Annotated in this window: 20 protein-coding genes and 1 pseudogene; 10 read left to right on the top strand and 11 right to left on the bottom strand. The window is 57.6% G+C overall.

Annotated elements, in window-relative coordinates:
- Positions 1 to 141: 141 nt before the first annotated feature.
- A complete protein-coding gene (locus tag AKL29_RS10555) occupies positions 142 to 1,500 on the bottom strand; it encodes a carbohydrate porin (protein ID WP_193395199.1) in 1,359 nt (452 codons plus the stop codon).
- Positions 1,501 to 2,931: 1,431 nt separating this feature from the next.
- Here AKL29_RS10555 and AKL29_RS10545 point away from each other — a divergent pair.
- Positions 2,932 to 3,447, top strand: a complete 516-nt coding sequence (locus AKL29_RS10545) for a hypothetical protein (RefSeq protein WP_050384111.1) — start codon at positions 2,932 to 2,934, stop codon at positions 3,445 to 3,447.
- 302 nt (positions 3,448 to 3,749) lie between these two features.
- Here AKL29_RS10545 and hemN read toward each other — a convergent pair whose 3' ends face one another.
- On the bottom strand, positions 3,750 to 5,084 hold the full coding sequence (hemN, locus tag AKL29_RS10540; protein WP_050384110.1) for an oxygen-independent coproporphyrinogen III oxidase: 1,335 nt from the start codon (positions 5,082 to 5,084) through the stop codon (positions 3,750 to 3,752).
- A 1,390-nt stretch (positions 5,085 to 6,474) separates the two neighbouring features.
- Here hemN and AKL29_RS10535 point away from each other — a divergent pair.
- Together AKL29_RS10535 and AKL29_RS10530 are read left to right on the top strand one after the other, a co-directional pair.
- Complete coding sequence (locus AKL29_RS10535; protein ID WP_050384109.1) at positions 6,475 to 6,660, top strand: hypothetical protein; 186 nt, start codon at positions 6,475 to 6,477, stop codon at positions 6,658 to 6,660.
- 626 nt (positions 6,661 to 7,286) lie between these two features.
- Complete coding sequence (locus AKL29_RS10530) at positions 7,287 to 8,012, top strand: helix-turn-helix transcriptional regulator (RefSeq protein WP_050384108.1); 726 nt, start codon at positions 7,287 to 7,289, stop codon at positions 8,010 to 8,012.
- A 357-nt stretch (positions 8,013 to 8,369) separates the two neighbouring features.
- Here the strand turns inward: AKL29_RS10530 and AKL29_RS10525 are convergent, their stop codons facing one another.
- Entirely contained in the window at positions 8,370 to 9,095 is a 726-nt protein-coding gene (locus tag AKL29_RS10525) for an outer membrane protein (protein WP_050384107.1), read from the bottom strand.
- Between the two features lie 173 nt (positions 9,096 to 9,268).
- On the opposite strand from AKL29_RS10525, the gene AKL29_RS10520 reads away from it, so the two are divergent.
- Together AKL29_RS10520 and AKL29_RS10510 are read left to right on the top strand one after the other, a co-directional pair.
- Positions 9,269 to 9,499, top strand: coding sequence for a hypothetical protein (locus AKL29_RS10520; protein WP_152977523.1), 231 nt, complete (start codon positions 9,269 to 9,271; stop codon positions 9,497 to 9,499).
- A gap of 762 nt (positions 9,500 to 10,261) precedes the next feature.
- A complete protein-coding gene (locus AKL29_RS10510; protein WP_050384104.1) occupies positions 10,262 to 10,507 on the top strand; it encodes a hypothetical protein in 246 nt (81 codons plus the stop codon).
- A 630-nt stretch (positions 10,508 to 11,137) separates the two neighbouring features.
- Here the strand turns inward: AKL29_RS10510 and AKL29_RS10500 are convergent.
- The 3 genes and pseudogenes from AKL29_RS10500 to AKL29_RS10490 form a co-directional block, all read right to left on the bottom strand.
- Entirely contained in the window at positions 11,138 to 11,512 is a 375-nt protein-coding gene (locus AKL29_RS10500; protein ID WP_050384102.1) for a hypothetical protein, read from the bottom strand.
- 1,113 nt (positions 11,513 to 12,625) lie between these two features.
- Positions 12,626 to 13,606 (bottom strand): LLM class flavin-dependent oxidoreductase, encoded by a 981-nt coding sequence (locus AKL29_RS10495; RefSeq protein ID WP_488230420.1) that lies wholly within the window; start codon positions 13,604 to 13,606, stop codon positions 12,626 to 12,628.
- 216 nt (positions 13,607 to 13,822) lie between these two features.
- Positions 13,823 to 14,080 (bottom strand): annotated as a pseudogene (locus tag AKL29_RS10490) (transposase); the annotation flags it as partial.
- A gap of 52 nt (positions 14,081 to 14,132) precedes the next feature.
- Between AKL29_RS10490 and AKL29_RS42760 the strand changes: the two are divergent.
- Positions 14,133 to 14,330 carry a hypothetical protein gene (locus AKL29_RS42760; RefSeq protein WP_160321731.1) on the top strand — a complete coding sequence of 66 codons (198 nt, stop codon included), beginning with the start codon at positions 14,133 to 14,135 and terminating at the stop codon, positions 14,328 to 14,330.
- 683 nt (positions 14,331 to 15,013) lie between these two features.
- Here the strand turns inward: AKL29_RS42760 and AKL29_RS39860 are convergent.
- From AKL29_RS39860 to nodD1, 5 genes are all read right to left on the bottom strand, one after another.
- Positions 15,014 to 16,222, bottom strand: coding sequence for a branched-chain amino acid ABC transporter substrate-binding protein (locus tag AKL29_RS39860; protein WP_244481907.1), 1,209 nt, complete (start codon positions 16,220 to 16,222; stop codon positions 15,014 to 15,016).
- A 256-nt stretch (positions 16,223 to 16,478) separates the two neighbouring features.
- Positions 16,479 to 17,192 carry a MerR family transcriptional regulator gene (locus AKL29_RS10480; RefSeq protein WP_193395198.1) on the bottom strand — a complete coding sequence of 238 codons (714 nt, stop codon included), beginning with the start codon at positions 17,190 to 17,192 and terminating at the stop codon, positions 16,479 to 16,481.
- A 122-nt stretch (positions 17,193 to 17,314) separates the two neighbouring features.
- Positions 17,315 to 17,524 (bottom strand): hypothetical protein, encoded by a 210-nt coding sequence (locus AKL29_RS40540; RefSeq protein WP_082190553.1) that lies wholly within the window; start codon positions 17,522 to 17,524, stop codon positions 17,315 to 17,317.
- A 593-nt stretch (positions 17,525 to 18,117) separates the two neighbouring features.
- Positions 18,118 to 19,113: a transcriptional regulator NodD2 gene (gene nodD2, locus AKL29_RS10475; RefSeq protein WP_050384101.1), complete on the bottom strand. Its 996-nt coding sequence runs from the start codon at positions 19,111 to 19,113 to the stop codon at positions 18,118 to 18,120.
- A gap of 619 nt (positions 19,114 to 19,732) precedes the next feature.
- On the bottom strand, positions 19,733 to 20,677 hold the full coding sequence (nodD1, locus tag AKL29_RS10470; RefSeq protein WP_050384100.1) for a transcriptional regulator NodD1: 945 nt from the start codon (positions 20,675 to 20,677) through the stop codon (positions 19,733 to 19,735).
- An 859-nt stretch (positions 20,678 to 21,536) separates the two neighbouring features.
- On the opposite strand from nodD1, the gene AKL29_RS10460 reads away from it, so the two are divergent.
- Genes AKL29_RS10460 through nodS form a run of 4 tightly spaced genes read left to right on the top strand, consistent with a single transcriptional unit; the run spans position 21,537 to position 24,858 of the window.
- Positions 21,537 to 22,169, top strand: a complete 633-nt coding sequence (locus tag AKL29_RS10460; protein WP_050384146.1) for a NodA family N-acyltransferase — start codon at positions 21,537 to 21,539, stop codon at positions 22,167 to 22,169.
- On the top strand, positions 22,166 to 22,825 hold the full coding sequence (gene nodB / locus AKL29_RS40535; RefSeq protein ID WP_082190548.1) for a chitooligosaccharide deacetylase NodB: 660 nt from the start codon (positions 22,166 to 22,168) through the stop codon (positions 22,823 to 22,825). The genes AKL29_RS10460 and nodB overlap by 4 nt, the downstream gene beginning before the upstream one ends.
- Positions 22,826 to 22,842: 17 nt before the next feature.
- Positions 22,843 to 24,219, top strand: coding sequence for a chitooligosaccharide synthase NodC (nodC, locus tag AKL29_RS10455; RefSeq protein WP_050384098.1), 1,377 nt, complete (start codon positions 22,843 to 22,845; stop codon positions 24,217 to 24,219).
- A 12-nt stretch (positions 24,220 to 24,231) separates the two neighbouring features.
- Positions 24,232 to 24,858, top strand: a complete 627-nt coding sequence (gene nodS / locus AKL29_RS10450; RefSeq protein ID WP_050384097.1) for a nodulation methyltransferase NodS — start codon at positions 24,232 to 24,234, stop codon at positions 24,856 to 24,858.
- Positions 24,859 to 24,863 lie beyond the last annotated feature (5 nt).

Here is a 24,863-nt window from a genome sequence, read left to right as displayed (position 1 = left end):
CGCTCTTCGCAGCCTCCAGCCGACGCGTTGACAGAAGTAGCACGTAATTTTGGTAATGCCTCAGTTTGAAATTCAAACTGACGCATTACCTATTTTTAAAACCGAGGACTGGGAAGCCGAATTGGTGTGCATCCTCGATGACTAGAAGAATATCAGCGTAGACACCAGAAGATTGAGGGCGTGCTCCGTTTGGGGCGTGTGTGTGACGCTTGTCGGGTTGTGCACGTACGACAGTCCGACGGTTGCATACACACCCGGGGCGAGATGCGCGGTGTATGTTCCCGTAATTGCAGTGGTATCGCGATGCGCAAGCTGTCCTTTTGCCAAGGCGGCATCCACTGCAAACTTGCTCCAGGCGGTGTTGGTGGCGACAAGAGCCATCAGATCACTGGGACGACTATCAAAAGGTCCCTTCGCATACAGCCGAAGCTCGTAATACCGGCTGATCCGGTTCAAGTCAGGCGGAGCTCCCATGATGGAGAATCCGCCATAGATGCCGCGAGATGGCGTCCCCTCGACATCACTCTGCCAGAGCTGCCTGTCAGCAGCGACGTAATGAAAGTTGTTCCCGCTCTCCCTTTGTTGATCCGGATCCGCTAGATTCTTGTAGCGGCTGTTGTTGAAGCCAATGCCCGCCCGCAGCCATGTGTCGGGCACGCCGGGAGCGGCCTTGCTCTTGTAGCCAAGTTCGTCAATGAAAAGAATGCCTGTATTGGCCGTACTCCAGTTCAGGCCGGTTGGATTGTCGGTTATCTGCGCATAAGGACCATCTGGGCTGATGGAGCGCTGCACGGAGACTTTATTGTACCAGCGATCAGCAAAATTGTACTTAAGGTTGACGGCGGGCGTGGGAGCGGCGTTGGTGCTCATGCCTGCCTGGAACAAGGCAAACATGTTTGATCCTGAGATCCCTCCGAACAATGTGCCGGTGAACTCATTCTGATTTCTGAGATAGCCAAGTTTGAGTTCGAATTTCCTGTCGAGGAAAGTTTGATAATAGGCGAGTGTATTTAGCCCCACTCGATCCGGTCCCGGGCGCTTCCATGTCCAGTATTGCTGCTCCGCTCCCACGACAATCTGGCCATCGGGAATGCCAAACCGGCCGAGATCGTAGGTGACGATCATGAAGTTCGCCGTAGCAAACGTCGGATTCTGCCCCATGTAGAGCTGGTTGGCGATGCTGCTTCTGGCCGCATTCGGCAGCTGGTCGTTGGCAAACGTGTTGTGCGTCCAGCCGATATAGCCGATCCCGACGTCAGCCAGAGCGGATCTAACACCGTCCCTGTCCTGAACAATCGTATCGACAGGGCCCGGTATGGTGAGCCAGATCCCTTTTTCTCGGAAAGTATCGAAGCGTGCGAAGGGGTCGATCGTCTTTCGCGTTTGCGTCTGAACAACCCGATCGGCGCTGCTGCGCTTTATGAGAGACAGGTTGGGAGCTGATGCCGGCGCCGTTCGAACTGGCTGATTGACCACGCCGATCCGGAGCTTTGTGGACATGTCGGGCGCTCTTGGCGTTCTTCTCTTAGTGGCTTGGCCCACAGCGCTGCTTTTGGGACCAGTCTCTTCAGCAGTTTGTGCCAAAACAGGGGGGCCCATCAAACAAGCCGCGAGAGAAAGTGCGACGGCAAGTCGCGGTTTCTTCTCGCTTGATCGCAAGCTGCAGGCAAGTGCTGCCGTGGCCGAAGATGTCTGAGGCGTCGTCGCCGCATCAAAGTAATCACCCACAGTTTTCTTCGCGTCCTTGTTTGCGAACCACGCATGAATTGAAAACCGGCCTTGATGGCCCAGAACGGACTTCCCAAGCCTCGGCGTCTAAGGACAAGGGGGCCGACGCCTCACGGGCAAGGCGGTTCGTCCATCCCAGCGAGATCCGCTTAACGCGCCGAGCCACGTCGCCCGTAAACGCGAGAACGATCTGGTCTGCACCTTGTTGTGCATCAGGCCGGATTTGCCGAGAGTGACAGCGCTTGCTGGCTGGACGAGAACCGCTGGCAGCGAGCGCGCGGAGCCTCAGCTGTCCTCGCCGTCAAGACATTGCGAGCCTCGACCCTGCTACACTATGGGGCAGAGGACTGCAGTTGTGCCGAGCATCCCGCTCGAAGAGGCCGTTCTCGACGAAATGGCGGCCACTGGAATGCAAAGCTGGCCAAGCCGGCGCCGTGGCTTCATGAAGCTGCTTGGTAGGCTCGCCTGCGAAGGGCGAAACGATCGACGACCGCGATTTCCAGAGAGCCTTGGAATCTCTTCGCGCAGCGATCGCGTCACAACGTTCATGATGATGGCCCATGAGATCAGAGGAATCAGGTTTCGAGCGGCTTTGGTGGCTGTGGGCGAGCAGTTGCTAACTTCGTACGCTCCATTGGCATGGCCAAATCTGTAGTGCATTCCTAGTTCCTGGACCTGTGATCCCGCAGCGTTCGTTTCGGCCACGCTTGCCATGTGTCCGTCGTCTCGATCAACCTGCCAGAACTGGTAGTTGGCCATGTCCAGCGCTTGCCGCTCCAATGGCAAGGTGACTCGAGCGCCAGCTGTCGCGCTTTACGCGGCAGCAAGCCGTGAAGTTGCCGGTCTCGGCAGCGCGAAAGCTGAGATTCAGACCTGAAGGAATAGCGGCCGGTTCGCATCAGGCGCCGGCAAGACAAGAAAATCTGCGAGGTTCTCCTGAATGATGCGAAAATGCTGCGCTATGACCCTCGAAGGCGAGAACTATTGCTTACCGCGAGCCCTATGATGGATTAGCTCCGCGTAAAGTGTTCGCTTTGCCTCGGTCAAGACGGGCCGCTTCATCGAGGCCAAGGGGGCAACTGATCGGCGAGTTTGTGAAGAATGATGTTGTCGGCGGCTGCGGTTGGCTGGGATGCGTAAGTATCGCGAGTTCTCGAGTCAAGGAGACAAGCCGATCAAAACGGGGAAGTCGGGCAGGGGACGATGCAGATGATTGATCAGGCGGCCGCTTCGGACTTGCGGCCGCTCTTATATGGCTCGTCAGGCCGCATTCGCTGGGGTTTGATGTTTTTGGTTGTCTTCGTCGGCTTGTGTGCGGCGGCAGCCCATTTTGGGGGGAGCCTCGCAGGATTTGTCGAGACGCCGGCAGCCGGGCCCGCCGATTCGCCGGTGGGACTGCCGCCGGTGGACAGGGCGTCCCTGACCGAGATACATTGGATGCAGCAGAAGACCAGCGACGACATTGCAGAGCTCAACCGTCAAATCGATGCTCAGCGGCAGGACCTGAGAGGGATCCTGGACCAGATCACCGTGCTGACTTCGCGGATCGATTCTTTGCAACATCCAGCACCTGCCCCTTCTGCCCCCTCCGTTACTTCTTCGCCCGCGCAAGCTGCTTCGAGCCCGGCCAAGAAGCGCATCGAGCGGGCCAAACGACAGGGGCCCGTTTCCGTCGGAGGCGCGCCAGTGATTGCAGGACAGAAGACAGGCGAGCCTTGAGGCCTCAGGCTGCTGCGCGGGGAGCTTTCCACGTTTGGCAGCCGGCGGCCTGCCCAGTCAGGCTGATCCTGTCTCACCGAGCGAGCATGCCGCCGGCGCGTGAGACATCAGGAATGCGGGCAGGTTTCTGACCACGTCAGCGAGCCTCCGGTTCGGAAAGCAACATCTTCAACGAATGAATTCCACCGCCGAACTTTCGCTGGGTCTTCCGCAAAGCCAGTTGTCAGCGTATCCGGAGCATTTGAGGGAGTTTTTAGTTTTCCGTCGAGCGAATGTCGCGGCGATAGCTCGTGACAGCCTTTCTAATAGGGGGTGCGGTCGAGATAAGCATCGAATGCGGCAGCAACAGAGCGGATAAGAAAACGGTGCTCCTGCTTGATACGGACGAGACCCTCTTCGATGTCCACTAACCCATCCTCGGCGAGCATTGCCAAGCGATCAGCCGCATCGAGAAAAGCGATCGGATCAAATCCGTGAGCGGCACAGATTGCCGGCATGTCGGCCTCCAAATCGCACATCAGGCGATCGATAATTGCAGCCCGGAGCCGGTCTTCCTCAGTGAGACTGCGGCCCTTTGATGTTGCCAGACGGCCTGCTCTGATGTGCTGGTTATAGGAAGCTGTTGCGACCTCGTTCTGGACGTAGCCGTCACGGAGACGGCCGATGGCTGACGGACCAAAGCCGATCACGTTTTTACAGGTGTCGGCCGAATAGCCCAACGAGTTGCGCCGTAGCCGACCGCTTTTTTGGGCCAGCGCGAGCTCGTCGTCCGGCAGGGCGAAATGGTCGAGCCCGATTTGGTGGTAGCCAGCGGAGACCAGCGTATCTGCCACGGCCGCGGCTTGCTCGGCGCGGGCAATATTGTCCGGCAGCGCGGCCTCGTCGATCTGGCGCTGACGTTTCATATAGGAGGGAACGTGGGCGTAGCCGAAAACCGCAAGCTGGTCGGGTCGCATGGCCACAGCCGTCCTCGCGGAGTTCACACAGGACTGCACCGTCTGATGCGGCAGTCCGAAGAGAAGGTCGAAGTTGATACGGCTTATTCCATGCTGGCGAAGGCGTTCGACGGCAGAAGCCGCCTGCGCCTCGCTTTGAAGCCGATTGACAGCCCTTTGAACCACGGGGTCGAAGCTTTGCACGCCGATGCTCGCGCGGCTCACGCCGGCTGCACCCAAGGTCTCGGCCATCTCGACCGTGAACGCGCGCGGGTCGATCTCGATGGCGATGCTTGCCGATTCGCTGAAGGTGAAGCAGCGGCGTAGGAGCTCCATCAGGGCGAGGAAATCGGCTGGAGCGATCGTAGTCGGCGTTCCGCCGCCAAAATGTACGTCGTTCACGGGCAGGGCGCACGGCGCATGCTCTGCGACCAAACGAATTTCCTCGCTCAGCACCGCAACAAAATCGTGAATCGGTCGCTCGCTGCGAGTGAGGTTTGTCGGGAAACCGCAATACCAGCAGATTGATCGGCAGAACGGAATGTGGAGATAGAGCGAGACGGGTTCGTCGGGCGGCAGCCGCCTCAACCATGTCTCACAGGTCTCGGCGCCTACGGTCGCGGAGAAATCAGGTACGGTCGGATAGATGGTATACCAAGGCAAGCGTGCATCGCAATATTTGTTCAGAAGCGAGGTCTGCAAGACTTAAACTTTCCATGCTCACACAACATGAAGCTGACCGATGCGCCTTCCTTTGTCTTTGCGTTATGTCAATAATCCCACTTTCGTTTTCAAATCTAATTCGCGTTCTCGATGCCACCAGGCGCCTAGCGTCTGAGAACGCGAGTACTCGCTGGCAATCATTTGATGCTCGCTCAAAGAGTAAATCTTTCATATGAGCACGACTTCAGCGGCTAGACGTCCCTCGACTAACTTGCGCGCAGTGTCAGTCGTTCGTCCAAAGACGATCGGCTTCGCGCCGCTTACCTTCGCCATGGCGTCACCGCTCCCGCAGGCGCCACGAGCAGGATGCATCACCTTGCAAGCTGGTGATGTCACGGACAAGAATTGTTCTTCGATGAAACCGCCAAGTGCGAGATCGTACAACTTGACGCTGCGTGAGATTCAAGATCCTTGGACCCGCGATGAAAACATTTTGGACTCGACGTTAAAAGAATGGATGAGCCTCAATTCCGCCACGCTGCTTGTCTCATTGGCGCAAGCATCATCACGGATGTACTGATGGTGTTGGGGCGGGCCCGGCGCACTTCCAACCCCGGCAAAGTGCGTCGGGGCGCCTGGCGGCGCCGAACTTAAGCCGCTCCACCAATGCACAACTGTTTCGATTTTTTTTTCGGCGCTCAGCACGTTACTGTCTCTAACGGCTCCAGACCAGCAGGCCGCAAGGACGGACTACTTGCTCAGAACTAATTGCGAAAGCGTGCAGACCGTCTTCACCAAGGTGCCCTCGACATAGTTGACGAAGCGAGTCGACAATGAGACCGGCGCGGCACTTCCACAGTGCTTTCGGCTCTTGACATCCGCGCTTGCATTCCGAGCCGTTGCACTGCACGGTTGGTTGCGACCCATCGGGACCGGCCTTGTCGTCGTCTGTGATTGGTAAGTCGCCGTGTTTTCCGTCAAGCGTTGGTGCCTGGCGTACCGACGAGTTGGAGGACAAGAGCGCCTCGAGTCGGCCGTCTTGGAGAGCTGCACTCGTTAATCTAGATCAACCGGTGCGGCGGCTTGCGCAAATGGCGTTGTCGTGTTTCCTCCCGATGTCACGATTGCTTCAATGTCATACGCAGGAACCGACCGCGGTCCCGTCGAGCCGTGTCTAGACGGTCGAATCAGCGAGCCCAACAATTGGTACGACACTTGCTGGTCAGATCCGAGGTCCTCTCACTTCTGGAGACGCGCATGCAAAGTGTCCTCTGCATCGAGCAGATCTCGCGACTGCGCGTACCGCCCGTTGTGCCTCTGGTGCCATCACCACGTGCCCCGTCGATTCATTCACACCGAGCCTGCGCGGCGGAAGCCCTCAAAGGCCGGGCATTGATGCCGGGCGGTTACCTCTTGCGGCGACTGTTACGTGTCGCGCATCGATTGCGTCCTCGACAGCGTCGAAGAGCGAAGGCTCGGCCAAGGCTCAGCGATGCCAATCCGCAAGATTGGGATGAAAAATGACGCTCCTGGCATTTTCGCCAGCAAGCAGAGCATCGAAGCCGATATCGCACGGGCGGAACACGACACCGCTAGGCGAGCCAGCCTGCTCTAGCTCACGATCGCGAAGTTCAGCGCCTCGGGTCCCCTCGCGCTGGCGCTTCGGACGGCGCAGCGTCTCGTTCAGGCCGAACTTCGGGTTCGCACAGTTTAATCTGACCCGCGCCCTCGTCGTAGCCGCCGGTGCTGCTTGGTCCGCATGGCCAGCCGCGTTTTTAGGACGGTCGGATCGCCTCCGATCGGTTGCCCGCGCACGTCGGACCACCGTGAGACTCTCCGTCAGCGCGGACATTACTGGGTTAATTCAGCGTCAATCTGCATCGCGGGCCCAGACCGTCAATACGGACAACACTGGGGGATCCTCGATGTCGCCAGTGCGTCGTCGGCGGGTCGGACAGATCACATTGATGGGAACCGGCGTTGTGGTTGCGGCATGCCGTTCAGCCTCAGACGAGGGATAGCGGTCGACATCGCAGCTGTTTGACGGAGACGATCACGCCATCGCAGTCGGCGGCAGAACAACGATTGCGGGAATGGCATCTGAGGCAGCGTGCGAGCGCTCCAGACTTCGCAAAGAGCAAACCCAGGGTTCAGGTCATGGAATGGAACTTGGCTCCGCCTGAAACAAGCGCAATTGAACGCAGGGACACCGACGTTGACCGGTGTCCCGGGCCGCGCAACATGGATCTTTTCAGCTTCACTGAATGCGCAAACCAAACGCATTCGCTCAGAGCGCTGTTCGAGCTTCTTGTCAGCTGCGCCACGGAGGAGGGCTTCAGTGAAGTTGCTTACGGCGCCCTCAACTTCGTCGAGCCACTTCGCCTGGCGGAGTATCCACCCCCGACCGTGGCCGTAAAATGGCCGCCAGACTGGTGCGACCGATACTTCAAACGCAAGTACCACACCATCGATCCAGTGGTCCGGCGGACGCCGATGCTGTCGCGGCCATTTTTGTGGGATCAGCTCGCTGAGCACTATCAACTTCATCCCGACGAGAGACGTGTCCTGGATGAGGCCAGAGAGGCAGGCCTGAAGCATGGCATAAGCGTACCGTTGTTTGGGCCCTTGGGCCGGGTATCGGTCGTGTCGTTTGCGTCTCCATCCGAAGATGCGGATCCGCATGACCGCATCGGTCATCTCAACGCATTGGCTAGTCACTTTCACAGCGCCTATGGCGAGATCGCACGTCCCTGCAACAATGGTGGTGAGAAAAAAGTGGCACTGTCGCAGCGTGAGATCAGCTGCATGCGGTGGGTGGCAGAAGGAAAATCGTCATGGGAAATCGGGATGATCCTGGAAATCAGCGAGAATACAGTCAATTTTCATATCAAGAATGCGATGCGAAAGCTGGGCGCGACCAGCCGGCTCCAAGCGATCGTTATGGCAATCCGCCTCAATGTTCTTTGAATTCCTCCTCGATTGGAAGCAAGCCTCAATTGGCTAAACTGTTGCTCGCAGCGTCTGGCAAGTCGCGGCCCGCTCTATTTACCGGAATTGCAGACGCAACGCTGCGTTGAGACAGGCAATTTGAAATCTGACACTGCGTCAGGTTGTGAATGCGCCGCAATCACCGACGACGTGCCCGATCGACTGACTTGGATCGCAACGTTGGAGCCCGGCGATGCGTATCATCCGGCCAATCACCTAGTTGCACGAACTGGAAGGTGAGGCAGGGGTGATGATTGATTAAGAGGAGCGCTTGAAGAAAGAACCCCGGTCGACCGTCGGGGTTCTCGATTGACCATAGCAAGCGCGTGGAGGTCACTATCTACCAAATGCCGGGCTGAACCTGTAATTCAGCCGTGCCGTGATGAGATCGACGTCCTGGTGGACGCGATCGCCACCAACGGTTGTTGGGAAGGATACGTTGCTGCCCCGCATGAACAAGTGGTCATACTCGACGCCGGCGGACCAACTTGGCGTGAGGCTGACTTCGATACCGGCGCCGAGCGTGCCACCCCAACGCACGTCGTTGTTTCTGGCAATCTCGGCCCCATTGACCACAGAGTTGATGTGATAGGTATTGCTTGTCACCGCAGCGCCGCCCTTGGCGTAGAGCAGCACGGCATTGAACGCGTAGCCGATGTGGCCGGTCAGCAGGCCGAACGCATCTGTCTTGGTGCCAATGATGTTTGCCGGGAAGGCGGTGCTGACATTGGAGCCGCTGAAGTCGGCCCAGTTGCCCTGACCTTCGATGCCGTAGACCGTATTGAATATCTGCCAACGATAGCCGATCTGGCCGCCGATGGTGCCTCCAGTCGAATTATGGCAGCCCTCGGGGGTGACGCCATTGAAATCCCAGCAATTGTGGCTCGATCCCCAGCCACCATTGAGACCGATGTAGTAACCGGTCCAGTCGTTGATTGTGGCTACGATCGCCGGCGGGGGCGCCTTGATGTTGACGGGCTGCGCGGCGAAGTCCGCGCCAAGCGCGGGAGCAGCCGCACTGAGTGCGCCGATGCTTGCAGTCAGAATCAGCAAATTCTTCATTCGAGTGTCGTTCCTTTCGATGCCCCCCGGCACCGCGGGTCTTAACAAGATCATCGCGGATTGCTGTAACTGCAGCACAACATTGTTTCGGAAGAAATCGGTTGAATCGGACCATGCGTCAGATTTCGGTGGGCGCTGCAGTAAGCCGAAGAAGACGCTAGAAGTTTACCCGATTGGTTATTTTCACCGCGGCATTGCTGAACTCTAGAAGCAGGTTCTACCTCTGCGTCGCCATTGATCGCACCAACAAATCCGCCTTCGAACCGCACGATCAAGAAACGACTGAAGGAGTTTTCATCCCGCACTTCGCGATGGCGCTTATTTCAATGCGCACGCCCTTCAAGTTCAAGGGCCCTGTCAACGTTTTGGGTTCCACGTTGATCCCGGATACAAAGGCAAGCTGATATTCGCAGTGTTCAACACGAGTCCGACAATAGTGCAACTGACAGGGGTGAGCGGCTTTTCAAAATCTGGTTTGCCTCAATCGATCAAAAATCCGGCAAGAAATACGTATTCGACAAATCGCCAGTTCAAGGCATCGACGAAGAATTCGTGCGCGAAATGACGCGCGAGCGGTTGTCATTGCAACAGTTGAACGACAAGATCAGGGTGGTTGATGAAGAAGTAGGTGAAAGACTGACCGCTGTTGAGACCGACGTTAGAACGCGTTTCGCGGAACAGAGGTCTACCGTCGATGGCATTTGGCTCGTTTGGCGCTCCATTACGCTTGGCGTCATCGGTGCCTTGCTCGTTGCTCTTTTCATAACAGCCTGGCCTACAATGCAGCTGGTAGGGAATAGCTCGGAGCTCGAATGTGGTGCACGGCCGTTTCGCCAAGTGCGGCTCTGGCCATGATTAGTCCCGGCTTTCGACTGCTTGAGCGACCACCGACATCGAGCAATGCGGGAAATCCAGCAAAAAATGCGCGATGGCGCATGCTCGCGTTCAAGCGATTCAGAATTAGTCGAATTGACTTGGGCGACACGGCACTCGGTCATCCGCACTTCAATAAGCATCTGTATAGACCTGTTGTAGCGCCGCGAGGAGCTCGCTGCGCGAGCGAACCCGTGGATCCGATCTCTTACCTGCTGCGATACGTCAGAGGCACTCGGTTTCGCTTTGAACAAGTTACTCCCTCGTATTCAGATTTCGATTGGAGTTTTGAGATGGACCAGATTTCATCTGAGCAAGTGCAGACGCCGGAGGTTCTCGTGAGCGTTGCCTTTGATAAGGCGTGGCGCTTTGTCGAGAAGGACCCGTTACTGGCGCACAATCTCAGGACAGTGCTTCACAGCCGATTGCGGGCGTTCCTGGAATGTTCAATAAGGAGCGGCGAGCGGAATACTTTGCATCTGGCGAACGAGGCGATACGCAATCTGCGCGCCGAACTTGCGCCCTCGACAAAACAATGAGGTGGCTTACACCTCCCGGCAGGAACAACCGGTTTCGTCTTGGCTCTCCGCGATCTTGGGCAGCAGAAGAGCAATCCCGATATATCGTGCTCGGACTCTTCTTCTCCACGAATATTCTGCTTCGACTGAACCGCGTCCTCGCCTAATCTTGCCGGTGAGCACCGAGCGCATCCGCGAGGATGTCCGCCACGATACGGCCGGTCACCGCCGCGCTATGCCACCTGATCCTTGATGCGCCGCCACACCCGGGCAGGGCTTCCGCCCTTCCGCCGGCATCATCCGGCCCGCCCGATCCTATGGACAACAGTGGCTCGATGCTGCTGCCCTGCGGGCGATCGACATCTGCGCGCATCTGCGGCCCGGTCAAAGCGATTTTTGCCAACGATCTCGATCGACGTCCTTCACTCAAGCGCCCCTTGTTCAGAAAACGCGCCGGTCCTTCATCCGAACATCCGCAGGCAATGTTACGACAACTAGGAGATCAACGCCTTACGGAACGACTGCGATGCGGACAAGGCAGTAGAAGCGACGCGCTCGTGAGACGACAAGCCGGTCCAATCTTGCAAATCGTGAACCTTGCGGCGGTACTCGGTAGGGCGTCGTCACCGGCTGAAGAACACGAAATGGAATCTACTCATTTGCACGCGACAGAATTAGCGTGGCGATCTTCATCTGGTTGGCAGGAGTGCGTAGAGCCTCGGGTAAGGCCGCCACTGCTTGATCGAACACGCGTCCCAAAACCTGAAGGTCTTCTGGATGATAGACGCCGCGGTCTCGGGACATTCGCGCTGTTTGCCCATCTCCATTGCGGCCACTGGTCTTCGCGTCGCTTAGCTGACCGATGGCTAGCTCCGCGTTTAGCATTTCGTTTGTGAGTGCATTAAGTAGTCGGACTGCTTCGAGCTCGTTGCCTTCCTCGCCGACGAGGGTGGCAACGATGTCCAGTTGCAAGTCGATGCGGTGAGTCAGGTCTTGTATGCGTGAATTGGAAGGATCAAGTTCCACGGCGTTGCTCCAGAGCAATTAAAAGCAGGGTCGGTTGAGTAAAGATGCGCGTCGTTTTTCGCGTTCGTGGGGCTGCAGGCGTTCGGCTAGGGCGAATTGCGACCGCAGAAAGCTGTGCACACGTGCGGTTAGTTGAGAGCGGCACATAGAATGCAATGACCGCAAAACTTGTGAGGGCGGCCGGCAACCGAGCAGCACCAAGTACGCGAGCGCAGTGAGGATCCCTGACTACAATGACGTAGGGAATCGCGCTGTGGTACTGCGCAGCCGGTCTGGTCACGCAAGTCGTCAGCAGTGCCTCGTCGTGGCCGGCGAAAATATGTCTTGCAATGGAGTTGTCAGATAGCTGACAGTCCTGCATCGGCTGCCGGCCGTCGCAGCGCCAGCTTGATGGCGCGGGCAAACGGTTCAGGACGACAAGTCCGGTTTGCCTTGGCTTAGGGCGCAGTCTGCCCGTCCTAATTCTAGCGGGCGCACGCATGGACCCCAGCCAATAAGAGTACGCGAGAGCCAATCTCCTGGACCGCCTTTAGCATGAGGACAACTAAGTCGGCGACTATGCGGTAGATTGCGCGTGAGGCGTTGCGATGCGCCATCCGCCTATAAGCGGGCGATACGTGCCGTGATTTGCAGGATAAGGGAGTCTGTTTGGCGATACAGACACGGGGGACTGGAGTTGCCCTACGACTATGCTCAAAGCAAACTGGGTTCATTGTTACACGTGCTTCGTGAAGGGTACGTTCCGGAAATCGGCGATTGACTATGGGGTATTTGGTTAAGACCGGTAAAATCGAAAGTTTTGATGGGATGCATCCAACTCGCGGATAGCGCGCGCGACCTTGGCCGACCTGTTCTGGATGACGCAGGATGCCGACCGCATATGAACAGAGTTGGCTTGTCATGCGCCGCTCTCCAAGTCAGTTCACGTCAGCGTCGGTGACATCGGCCGACGGGCCGCCGTGATGGTGATCAAGACGATCCGGTCCTCATCGGTCTGCGGACCTCCTGCTGAGTAGGCAGGAGGTCCTGAATACGCGCGTTTGGCAGGACGGCCGATCATAAATGAAGGTCGCGATGCGCAGCTCCTCTAAGGCGGCCACATCCTAGTCATCGTCAGCCAAAGCTAGCGATGATTTCGGATCTAATTGTGGTTGCAGTGTATAGGGAAGCTTCTAGCGGAAGGTTCCCGAATGCAAGCTGGCAAAGTAGGTAGTTTGCACCTGCCTCCTCCATCTGGTTAAGAAGGGTCTGTCGGACGGAAGCTGGCGTTCCGACGACGCATAATTCGCTTTCGAGCGCTGCATCGAAGGTCAGCGGCAGGGTAGGTGGTGTCGGAATGGCGTTCAGCTCGTAAACGAATTTAAAGCTATCGAGCCATCGCTCATACGCGGTTTCCGCTGTTACATGGGCGTCTCGGTCAGACTGCGCGATCACGACCATGCGAAGCAACCCAATAAACGGCTCGCGATCGTCCCCGGCTGTAATGCGTGCTCGATGGGCGCGGAACGCATTCGAAATGTTTCGGACAGCAGAGGAACGGCCTAGGCATGCCAGATTGGCGCCATTGGCAGCAGCCCACTCCGCCGACTCTGCCCGACTGCTCGTGATCCAGGTCGGCGGATACGGATGCTGATGAGGCCTCATGGTCAAAGGTATCTCGCTCAGCTCGAAGAATCGTCCGTGATAGGATAGCGTATGCCCCTTTAGCGCGGCATTTAGGATTTCGCTGGCTTCCTCATAACGCTCCGGCGCTGCGTCCGCGCTGACGCCGAAATAGCCCCATTCGGTTGGCAGGGAGCCACGTCCGATACCGAGCTCGAGCCTGCCGCCGCTCAATTGGTCAAGCATGCAGATCTCCTCGAATGCGCGCAAAGGATGATAGAGGTTGAGCAGCAGGACCAGCGGACCAACACGCAGTCTCTGGGTGCGTTGCGCGACGCTTGATAGAAACAGGTTCGGCGACGGCCCTCTGCCATGTGGTGTGCAGTGGTGCTCCGCCAAATGATAAGCGTAAAAGCCCAGAGAATCGCACACCTCCGCCAACTTGAGCCGATCTTCGTATTGTCGCGCGACATCGCGGCCGTCGTCGTCCAAGTGGTCGAAAATGCCGCACGTTAGTCTTGAAGGAAGGCTGCGTTTCACTTGATCATCTCCATTTGTGGAACAGGCATCCTGGTTGCCTGATGCTGTCGTGCTCAAGGACGGCTTTTCGTTATTTGACCGCTTTTGATCTTTCGCGTCGGGTGCGGTGCCCTGAGCTTGCACCATGTGATTGGGTCATGAGGTCTGCAGATGGCGGTCTGACCACTACTGTGATAGGAGCTCGCGAAGCGCAGCCACACCGAGCATGTGTTCGACCAGAAGCATCTTTAGCTTCGCGTTCTCCTCTTCCAGGGCCTTCAATCGTTTGGCCGCAGAAGCGTCCATGCCGCCAAATCTGGCTTTCCAATTGTAGATCGCCGCTTCAGAAGTTCTGTGCCTGCGAGCTAGATCGGCCGCTTTCGCGCCAGCCTCATGCTCTTTCAGTATCGCGATAATTTGTTCCTCCGTGAATCTCGGCCGCTTCATCTGTCCGCCCTTCTTGGGGCAGAACTTGCGCTCCAACTGGAGGAGATGCCCAATGAGAAATCATCTGCCGGATGCCAACACGAAGCTTGGGTCGGAAGGTATTCCAGAAGATTCGAGTTCAGCGAAGTCTGCTGCAACTTCCCGCCTTTCAAGCCTGATAGGCCGAGGGTTGTCCTCGAAGGCAAAACGGCGCCCAAAGATGCGGACGCCGATAGCATGGCTGATCACATTGCTGTTGAAGAAAGTTTGAATCGAGCGAATCGACCCGATTGGCACATCGCCGCGGGCGGCTTGGCGGCTCGCCCCAAGGCGGAGCCGTCCCCTGCGCATCGGCATTGCTGTACGAGGGCAGCAACGAGCCTCTAATTAAGGCGGCGGTCAGCGGGAACGAGTTGATGGCAGGGTTGACACAAGCCTCATGGAGATCGGTTCGGCCGGAGCGGAAGTTGATCGTTTTGTCGCGTGCAGTTCGTAGTGTTCCGCCCGACGCGGGACAACCCGTAGGTTGCAGCGCGCAAGTGCATTTGTCGGCATGCGTGCTCGATGGGGGAAGTTGTCGCTGCAAACTGAGTTTCATGGCTATGTTTGTTGGATAGAACTGCCAGCGCTTCGTGACACCGCCGAGTTGCTGCAGACGGCATGGGAAGCCTATTTGAGGAAGAACCGGTGAACCAAAGAGAGTAACCATTGAGCTTATCAAAACAGGCTTGCCAAGGTCGAGAGTTGCAACACTAAGGGTTGGCACGGGTGCTATTTGTCGATCATCGGACGCAACTCATCCCCCAGCGGGTCGACATCAGGCAGCTCTGCGAGCGTTGCGGCGAACGCAAGAAGCGCTCCGAAGACCGCGAGTACAAGGGTGCATGCGAGGATCGTTGCACCAAGGTCGTGAGGACGTCTTATCATCTGTGCCACTGGTTGAATTGTGGGAGGCTACGTGAGGCCACGATCAGTTCTGCTGGACGCCTTCATGTCCGCTGCGCCAGCGGGAAACGAGAAAACCAGGAGCCGCTTTGCCTCGTTGGACTCAAATCGGACCGAACCGATCACGGTATCGGTCGGCGTCGAACGAAGTGCGTCGGTGACTCGTGCAGAATCGAAAGAGCTAGCCCGCTTCACTGCATCTGCCTGGGCTTTGACGGCTGCATAGGCGTAAAGCATGTAGCCTTCGGCGGACATGTTGGCCGCGTTGAGGCGGGTCGCAATGCCGGCCGCATTGGTATTCTTGCCGGGTTCGGGCATGAAGGTGAGCAACGTTTCGTTTCCGGTAGTGCTGGCAACGACCCGGAAATTAGAGGTCATCAGCGGATCGTTCGCCATAATGATGAGGCCGGCACCTGATTCTGATGCCTGGCGCACGATCAGTCCGACTTCGGTAAGATAGCCGCCGAAATAAGCGAGCCGTAACCCCTCCGTCTTCAATCTTGAGACCAGCGCCGCGCAGTTCTTTTCGCCGGCTACATAGCTTTGGCGATTGACGTATTCACCGGATCTCTGAAGCTGAGCCGCAACCGCGTCGGCAATGTCATTACCCGCCGCGCTTTTGTCATCGAGCACTGCGATCGGATGATTATTATGTTGGCTCCCAATGTACTCAGCTGCAACGAAGCACTGTTTGTCGTCGCAGCCACAGATCCGAAACGCCGCCTCAAGGCCGCGGTCTGTTAGCTGAGGATTTGTCGAGCCAGGTAACACTTGAACGATGTCCGCTACGTCGTCGTAGACTGGGATCGACGAAGAAGAGCAAAAATGACCAACGGTCAGTCGGACGCGCTCTTTTGTGAGCTGATTCGTAACTGCGATGGCATGATTGGGATCGCAAGCATCGTCGACGACAGTCGATATCAGCTTGGTATCGGGAAGTAGGCCCGACACGTTCAGGGCCTCGACGGTGGCAGCCGCTCCATCGCGCATTTGTCCGCCAAACGCAGCTCCGCTTCCGATCACGGGACCAGCCACGGCAATATTGACGTCGGAAGCGCGCGTAGCCGAACCGAGGGCGCAAAAGAGCAGTGCTGCACTTGCAGCTAAAGCGTTACGCCTACCCAACATTATAGAGCTCCAATGCTCACCAGCTGCCGGGATTTGCGGCCCGACTTGCTTGCAGATATCGATGCGGTTGATTCTGCCAAGCGAAGTCATTCGCGTCAGCTCAGCCACACCGCAGCCACGGTAGAGCCTACAATTTGACGTTACGTACGGTTCAAGCCCCTTTTTGAGGAAGTGTCTGACATGGCGTCGGCGGAAAGGTCGACGAGGCAAAAGCGGGAAGAGCTGTCCGGTTGAGCCGCACAACTCAGCCGCCGCGCATCAGAATCAGCTACCGAGGCCTCATCCCGTTCTCATGTTGACGACAGAGACCGCCGGGCAATCCTGCACGCATCCCTCCCCCAAGCTGTCAGTACGGCTGATCCTCCAACCCGGCAAGGGCGAGATCGAGATACTGCATGAGACTGGGATCCCAACCAGCTAGACTGCGGGGGGCACTTAACCGCGCAAGAACCTTCAGGATCGTCGAAACGCGTGAATCAGCTCCGGCGATTTCGCCGATCAGCAACCGCGCTTCAACCGCGACAGCCTTTGCCCGCTCGCCGCAAGGGTGTTCGCCCCTATCCATACAATCACGCAGTTCGTCCCGGATCCGCCGCCACCGATCCTCGCGCTCTGCAGCCAACTTGCATGTGCATCGGGACGCCTGACTACGCGTCTCGACCCGAGACATGGCATTCAAGGTGGCAGGCAGCTCATCTACACTTACCTGGATTTCACTGTCCGTCGTCATGTCGCGCAAGCGATCTCGCAACAGGGTTGCTCGGGCGACTTGAAGTTCGATCCGCTCCAAATGCTTGCGCAGGAGGTCAATGAGTGAAGTGGTGCCCTCCATCGCTTTACGGATCTCGCTAAGGGAAAAGCCAAGCTCACGTAGCGCGCGAATTTGATGAACCCGTTGAACGCTTTCACGATCGTACATCCGGTGGCCGCCGTCCGTGCGCTCTGATGCGGCTAAGAGACCCGTGTGTTCATAATGATGCAGCGTGCGTACCGTTACTCCGGTCGCCTCTGCAAGTTCGCCAATGCGCCATCGACGCCTTCGTGGTGTAGCTTTGCTCATGTTGTTCAATTTCAAAGCCTACAACCTGACGTCACGTATGATTCAAGCTATTTCAAAGCTCTAGCTGGATCGTCTTCCATTCCAGCGTAAGAGATGGTCACTATCCTCAGAACGGCTGGCGATCAACCCTGAGGGGAAATCATGACCAACAAGTTCATCAGGCATGCCAGTCTAGACTCGCCGATCGCTGTACGCTCCAAGATGAGTTTGGCGACAGCTGTTCGATTTTCAGAGGTTCGCATCGACGGGGGTAGCGCGGTGATTGCGCCATCAAAAAGTCTTCCCAAGACAGAAAGCTCTTCCGGATCGAATACGCCGCTGTATTGTTTCAACGTTTTAGCTCCTTGTTGGTCGTTGCGCCAAGGCAGCGCACTCGTCAAAGCGTTTGACCGCGGTAGGGCCAAAAGAAGTCGGTCCGGCGGCGCAGCGCTATGAAGATGCAGAGCGCTTTAAGGTGATGCGACAAGGCAACACTGGTACGCGGTGTCTTGCAAATCGCACGAGCGATTCCCGCTATCTGCGTAAATCAATCGCTGCGCTGGCTGTGCGTCATGTGAGCTCAGCGGAAGCGAATCGGCTCCGGGCATCAGGAGTACTACTGGCTCTGAGGGTAGACGGCGAGCCCCGAGCTGATCTTAGTCGTGTATATGAGGCCGGTAGGCGAGGCTCCGCTTGCAACGCAAGGGCCTGGCTTACGCGTCCAGTGCGTGCTCTCTGATGCGTGATCAACTAAGGCAACGCAGCAGGCGGCTTGAGCCGTCGCCGCCATGTGCGGCGTGATACCAATATGGGAGTTTCGCAACGGGACATGATGGCCGACCGGGCAGCGAGACTGCGGGACGTTCATGAGCAAAGAGCGAGTTCAAGCAGGAGCAGCTGTCGAGACATGCAGCCGGATACAAGGTCGCGCGCCTTGCAAAAGTCGTTACGATAGCCGCGAGGCAGGTCCCGCCAAGCTTGCTTCAGTCTCCGGCTGCTCCAAAGCGCAGATCATGGAGCGCTCGTCAGGAGCAGAGGTCATGCGACCCGCCTCCTGCACCAATATCTCTCGCATCCAGATGCTTTCCGGATCGCTGTTATGAAGGCCAGGCCATTGAACCGCCTCGATGAAGGTGGGAAATGGCTGCGGAAGCTCGGTAATCCGAAGGGGCACCGTCCTTTCGAAATGCTTAACGAGCCTTAATGGCATGGTCCCTACGCGGCTCGTGCCCACCAGCATGGGCGGAATCATGCCGTAGCTCTGCACGAGAACGTCGATGCGTCGGTTGAGGCCGCGATCGAGCAAAAAAGACTCCTCGATGGGAGGCTGACGCGCAACTCCGAGCTTAACCGCGACGTGGCCCATTGACATATATTGATCAAATGTAAGCCGCCGCCGTAGCCGGCCGTTCGTGCCGCAGCCTACGCACACAAGCCGTTCCTCGAATAGGGCTATCCGCGGGTGCGCGCTGGACATGAACAGTTCCGGGAGAATAACAAAATCAACCTCGCAGCGCCGGAGAAGCTCATCGTGCTCATCGGCGAGCGCCACCAGTTCGAAGCTGACGGCCGGTGCTTCTCGTGCGACACGCTCGACGACATGTCGGAAGAACACGACCGTTATGAAATCAGAAAGGCCGATCCTGAATCGCCGATTCGATTGTCCCGGGTCGAACGCATCCCGGGCGATAATGGAGAGTTGGATGTGCATCAGAGCCTCGCGAACGGGAGCCGCCAGTCCCTCTGCGCGTGAGGTTGGGACAAGTTCCCGGCCTCTCATTGCAAACAGCTCATCACGGAAATAGGAGCGCAGCCGGGCAACGGCTGCGCTCATGGCCGGTTGACTGAGGTTAATCTTGCGCGCTGCTGCGGAAAGGCTGCGCTCAGCCATCAGAGCATCAAGGGCGACGAGAAGATTCAGATCCAGGCCTTTGAAACGCATATCTTATTATCCCACGCGATCTCTTCACGGTGCGTACACTGTTCGGCAACGGCTGCTTCTGAAGCGGTATCATCGGCTCGCCCGAATCGACTCTGTTCCTGCCGTGTGATCGCGAAGAGTAGCTCGCGGATCACCGCAGAATGGCGAGCAGGGCGACGACATACGGCTGGGCCCGTGGGAGCGCCAACCCTAGCGAGTCCGTCAATTCCGACCACACTCGCAACTCAACCTGGTCAAATTGCCACCGGCAGACCAGCGTAGGTGCCTATCCCGTCACAGCCACGAGTTCGCCCAATTCGCCCCATCGACGTCCGCCAGCACATCGTTGGGAGGCAAACTACAACCTGACGCAGTGTCGGGTTCAAGCGATTTAATTGGGGTCGCTAAACCATCGCACTCGAAAACGCGCGCCCTTCCGCGATGCTGCCGGACCTTGCTTGCAGGACAAGGCACTAAACCATACTTTGCGAGATCATCGCGGCCAAGAGCCGGTAAGCCCTCGCAATCCATCGCCGGATCGCGCGCTTTGCAGCGTGGCCGCACGGGAGTTAAAATGAGAAAGCCGGCCAAGCCGTCGAATGATTGATTAGGATATTTTGCATCTGCCGGGGGCGCGAATCTAGCCGCGCCTGCGCGTTGGGGGCTCCCGATGTTCAGATGCCATGTTGGATGCTTCATCCAACAATATCCGCCGCATCCAAATGCTCGCCGGATCGGTGTTGTGGAACGCGGGCCACTGCACGGCCTCGGTGAAAGTGGGCAGGGGAAGCGGTGGCTCCATAATCCGCAGGGGCATCCGCTTTTCGAAGTGTCTGGCGAGACGTAAGGGCATTGTCCCTATCCGGCTCGTGTCCAACAATATGGGCGGAATCAGACTAAAGCCTTGCACAATGACCTCGATGCGTCGTTTCAAGCCGTGCTCGAGCAAAAACCATTCCTCGAGATTGGGCCTCAGCGCCCGTCCGAACTTGGCCGTAACATGCCCCATAGAATTGTATTTCTCGAATGTAAGTGGTCTCGATAGCTGCTTGTTCGTGCGGCATCCCACGCATACGAGAGTCTCGTCGAATAGCGTCGCTTTAGGATGCGCACTCGACATGAACAATTCCGGTAGAATGAGAAAGTCGACTTCGCCGCGGCGGAGGAGCTCACCGGGTTCATCGGAAAATGGCAGCAGTTCGAAACGCACTGCAGGCGCCTCCTGCGCGATGCGATCGACAATTCTCCGAAAAAACACGATTGTCATGAAATCGGAGAGAATGACCCTGAAGCGTCGGTTCGACTGAGCCGGGTCGAACGCGTCCCGAGAAATGATCGAAAGTTGGATGTGCAGCAGGGCCTCGCGTACCGGACCCGCAAGCGCCTCCGCGCCGGGTGTCAGGACGAGCTCGCGACCTCTCATCGTAAACAATTCATCGCGAAAGTAGCTGCGCAGCCGCGCGATCGCAGCGCTCATAGCGGGCTGGCTCAGGTTTATTTTGCGCGCAGCCGCTGTGAGATTGCGTTCCGTCATCAGAGCGTCGAGCGCAACGAGAAGGTTTAGATCTAGTCCCTTGAACCGCATGTTGTGAGTCTATCCATCGTGTGGATGTGTTCTATCGAAACAATCGATTTTACCAAATTGCGGAATGTTGGATAGCAAACATCAGTTTGGAAAATGAATTAGGTATACCATGATGGCTGCTGGTCGTACTCGGGCTCCGAGAAAGACTCCTGGACGTGCAAGCACCCGCCGAATCAGTTTGGGAAACGGATATCGCTGCCGCATGCGAATTGCGCCTCTTCCCGATGCGCCGAGCGCGCGATGTGACGCTAGGAAGGCCCTGATAAACCTTCGTATGTGTGTGCCAACCCTTTCCATATCGGCGGTTTACCCGCGTACACTTGAGAGCGTTCTCAGCCTCACCTTAGTGTCGCAATCAAGCGGCGTGCGCAGATTGCGGATGCCAAATATCTCCGGCGACTGGCCAAATGGCGCGCCTGTTCATCGCAGTTATCGCAATTCAAGGCGCGTCGAAGATGCATAGAACCGAAGTTGATCTGGTGCCAGTCGGGTGTGTCCTCGATGAGCTCTCACGCATCGATGGCCTGCCCCGCGATGCGACAGCGCCGATCTTGATCTTGGACGAGGCGGAGCGCCTTCATGCCGCAGACAGGCTCCGGGCAATCCAATCGCTTCGTTGGGACGTCCGGGCATGTTTCGACCATGGCATTGGCCGGAAAGATGCGCGCGAGGTGCGAGATCGTCTTGCCGCCAACGAGGCCGCCATTCCGATTCGGTCTGCTCTCGCGCGGTCTGCGAGGAGAGCCGAGCGCGGATGCCGCATGCCAGCGCATTTCAGATTGATCACCGGTTCGGCAAATAGCGAGTTGCTTACGTGACCATCTCCGCTCTCACGCCCACTGGCGCAGGGAAGTACGCCATGAATATTGCCGTGTCGCGGTCTGCGGAAGAGCCTTCCGCGCGCACTCAAGTCCAGTGGAGCCTCCGCTGGGAAAACGAGCTGCAGCTCGCCGATCATGCCGAGCTTGCCGACTTCTTCCGTAACAGCTACGGGCCGACCGGTGCGTTCAATGCGCAGCCATTCGAAGGTAATCGAAGTTGGGCCGGTGCACGGCCTGAACTCCGCGCAATCGGTTACGACGCACGCGGCGTCGCTGCTCACATCGGCCTACTGCGCCGCTTCATCAAGATTGATGGCGTCGATCTTCTCGTGGCCGAACTCGGACTATATGCCGTGCGTCCGGATCTCGAAGGGCTTGGAATCAGTCACTCAATGCGCGTGATGTATCCTGCGCTGCAGCAGCTTGGGGTGCCGTTCGGCTTTGGTACGGTCCGGCCCGCGCTTGAGAAGCATCTTTCCAGGCTGGTCGGAAGGCAGGGGTTGGCAACCCTGATGTCTGGCGTTCGCGTCCGCTCCACCCAGCCGGATGTCTACCCAAATTTGTCGCCGATCCGCATCGAAGACGTCCTCGTGGTGGTGTTCCCGCTTGAACGCTCAATAGGCGAGTGGCCTGCCGGAACGATTATCGATCGGAACGGGCCCGAGCTGTGAACGAACTCATCCCCCTGTCCGCGGTGCGGCGCAACTATGGTGACGTCAGCGGAACTCGCTCGGTCTACTTGACCTTCGATGATGGGCCAAACCCCTTCTGCACGCCGGACGTCCTCGATGTGCTGACGCAACATCGGGTGCCTGCGACATTCTTCGTTATTGGTACCTACGTGGCCAATCAACCTGAACTCATTCGACGAATGATCGCCGAAGGGCACGAGGTTGCAAACCACACGATGACTCATCCCGATTTGTCCAGATGCGAACCAGCAGAGGTACACGATGAGGTGCTAACGGCGAGCAGGGCGATACGTTCGGCTTGCCCGCACGCGTTGCCCAGGCACATGCGGGCACCCTACGGCATATGGACCCAAGATGTGCTTGCTACGTCAGCCAAGGCTGGTCTCGCAGCCGTGCACTGGTCGGTCGATCCGAGAGATTGGGCGCGCCCTGGGGTTGATCGCATCGTGAGCTCAGTGCTGGCGGCTATTCGACCGGGCGCAATTGTGCTCCTGCACGACGGATATCCTCCCGGCGAGGAGAGATCGTGCACGGATGCCACTTCGCGCGATCAGACGGTGAGGGCGCTGTCATATCTGATTCCGGCACTCCAACGGCGCGGGTTCGAAATCCATCCGCTTCCTCAACTTCACTGAACAAAACTGGCACCCCCATGGACCTGCTCGCTACAACCAGCGCCGTCGCCGTTTCGTCTTATGCGCTGCTCTCGACCGTCTACAAGAGCGCGCAAGCGCTTTACGCTCGGCCGGCCAGCCCCGCATCGCTGCGGGACGAGCGCGGACAAGCCGAGGTGGCTCTACCAAGCGTAGATGTCATTGTACCCTCTTTCAACGAGGACCCAAACACACTCTCTGAATGCCTCGCGTCGATTGCAAGCCAAGACTACGCTGGAAAGCTGCGGGTCCATGTGGTCGACGACGGATCCGCAAATCGCGATCTCGTGGAGCCTGTGCACAAAATCTATGCGAACGATCCGAGGTTTCGCATCATTTTGCTGGCCAAGAACGTCGGAAAGCGCAAGGCGCAGATTGCTGCGATACGCAGCTCTTCGGGCGATCTGGTCCTCAACGTCGACTCGGATACGATACTTGCGGCTGACGTGGTCACGAAGCTTGTATTGAAGATGCAGGACGCCGACGTCGGCGCGGCCATGGGGCAGTTGATAGCGAGCAATCGCAACGAGACCTGGCTGACCAAGCTGATCGACATGGAATACTGGTTAGCCTGCAACGAGGAGCGCGCGGCGCAGGCTCGCTTTGGTGCGGTGATGTGTTGCTGTGGCCCATGTGCCATGTATCGTCGCTCTGCGCTCGCCTTGCTGCTTGATCAATACGAAACGCAATTCTTCCGTGGAAAGCCAAGTGATTTCGGCGAGGATCGTCATCTAACGATCCTCATGCTCAAGGCGGGGTTTCGAACCGAGTATGTCCCCGACGCGGTCGCGGCAACAGTGGTACCTGACAGTCTGGCGCCATATCTGCGACAGCAACTTCGCTGGGCACGCAGTACTTTTCGGGACACATTTCTTGCGTTGCGCCTGCTGCCCGAGCTCGATGGCTATCTCACGCTAGACGTTGTCGGACAGAATCTTGGCCCCTTGCTTCTCGCCTTGTCATCACTGGCTGCGCTCGCACAGTTCGTCATCGGCGGGTCGATCGCCTGGTGGACGTTGCTGACGATTGCGGCAATGACGATGGTCCGGTGCAGTGTGGCAGCGTTCCGTGCTCGCGATGTGCGGTTTCTCGGCTTCTCGCTCCACACCCCCATCAACGTCTTTCTCTTGCTGCCGCTAAAAGCCTATGCGCTTTGCACATTGAGCAATAGCGATTGGCTTTCGCGCAAAGTCGTCAATGTGACAACCGAAGGAGAAAAGAAGGCTGTCATCCCACACGCGACCACCGGGATGGGCTCTGCAAGAAGTGGGGTGAGTTCTGGCGCAATTCGTAAGCCCGGGCTTTCGCACCGTCCATCGAGCTTGCCCGCCACCGAGCGTGTTTGCGGTCGGGATCGATCGACCGCCTACAAATAGGCTGCATGACCCGTGACACCGGACAAGACCTACCAGCTATTGGAGCGCGAGTTGGCCGTCGACGACCCATGGCGTCTCGACAGCAACTCGTTCGAGCAGCGGCGATACGCGCAAATGCTCCGGCTCTCGCGCAACGGAGATATTGCGCATGCCCTCGAAGTCGGATGTGCCGCCGGCGCATTCACCGAATTGCTGGCGCCTCACTGCCAACGGGTCACCGTGGTCGATGTCATGCCGCAGGCGATTGAGCGAGCGCGCCAACGGACGAAGAGATGGTCACATATCACGTGGATAACCTGCGACATTCAACAGTTCTCGACCGCCGAGCAGTTCGATCTGATCGTCGTAGCTGAGGTTCTCTACTACCTCAAGGACGTCGCCGCGATGCACACAGCCATACGCAACTTGGTGAGTATGCTTGCACCCAATGGCGCGCTGGTTTTCGGATCTGCGCGTGACGCCGCGTGTCGACGCTGGGGTCATGCTGCTGGTGCTGAAACGGTGATTGCTTTCTTCAATGAGAGTTTATCCGAAGTCGAGCGTCTGCATTGCCACGCTGAGTCGGTCAACGAGGACTGCTTGCTCGTCCTGTTCCGGCAGCCGACTAACTCGTCAGAACAAACAAAGTTAGATCATTAGGCCAG

It is taken from the genome of Bradyrhizobium pachyrhizi, assembly GCF_001189245.1.
Taxonomy (GTDB): domain Bacteria; phylum Pseudomonadota; class Alphaproteobacteria; order Rhizobiales; family Xanthobacteraceae; genus Bradyrhizobium; species Bradyrhizobium pachyrhizi.
This window is presented reverse-complemented; position numbering and strand designations above follow the sequence as displayed.

Coding starts and splice junctions, on each gene's coding strand:
- AKL29_RS10525 (WP_050384107.1), bottom strand. CDS start 9,095: ATGAAGAATTTGCTGATTCTGACTGCAAGCATCGGCGCACTCAGTGCG.
- AKL29_RS10510 (WP_050384104.1), top strand. CDS start 10,262: ATGGACCAGATTTCATCTGAGCAAGTGCAGACGCCGGAGGTTCTCGTG.
- AKL29_RS10480 (WP_193395198.1), bottom strand. CDS start 17,192: ATGAGCAAAGCTACACCACGAAGGCGTCGATGGCGCATTGGCGAACTT.
- AKL29_RS42760 (WP_160321731.1), top strand. CDS start 14,133: ATGAGAAATCATCTGCCGGATGCCAACACGAAGCTTGGGTCGGAAGGT.
- nodD2 (WP_050384101.1), bottom strand. CDS start 19,113: ATGCGTTTCAAAGGCCTGGATCTGAATCTTCTCGTCGCCCTTGATGCT.
- AKL29_RS10545 (WP_050384111.1), top strand. CDS start 2,932: ATGCAGATGATTGATCAGGCGGCCGCTTCGGACTTGCGGCCGCTCTTA.
- AKL29_RS39860 (WP_244481907.1), bottom strand. CDS start 16,222: ATGACTTCGCTTGGCAGAATCAACCGCATCGATATCTGCAAGCAAGTC.
- nodC (WP_050384098.1), top strand. CDS start 22,843: ATGGACCTGCTCGCTACAACCAGCGCCGTCGCCGTTTCGTCTTATGCG.
- nodD1 (WP_050384100.1), bottom strand. CDS start 20,677: ATGCGGTTCAAGGGACTAGATCTAAACCTTCTCGTTGCGCTCGACGCT.
- AKL29_RS10460 (WP_050384146.1), top strand. CDS start 21,537: ATGAATATTGCCGTGTCGCGGTCTGCGGAAGAGCCTTCCGCGCGCACT.
- AKL29_RS10530 (WP_050384108.1), top strand. CDS start 7,287: ATGGATCTTTTCAGCTTCACTGAATGCGCAAACCAAACGCATTCGCTC.
- AKL29_RS10555 (WP_193395199.1), bottom strand. CDS start 1,500: ATGTCCACAAAGCTCCGGATCGGCGTGGTCAATCAGCCAGTTCGAACG.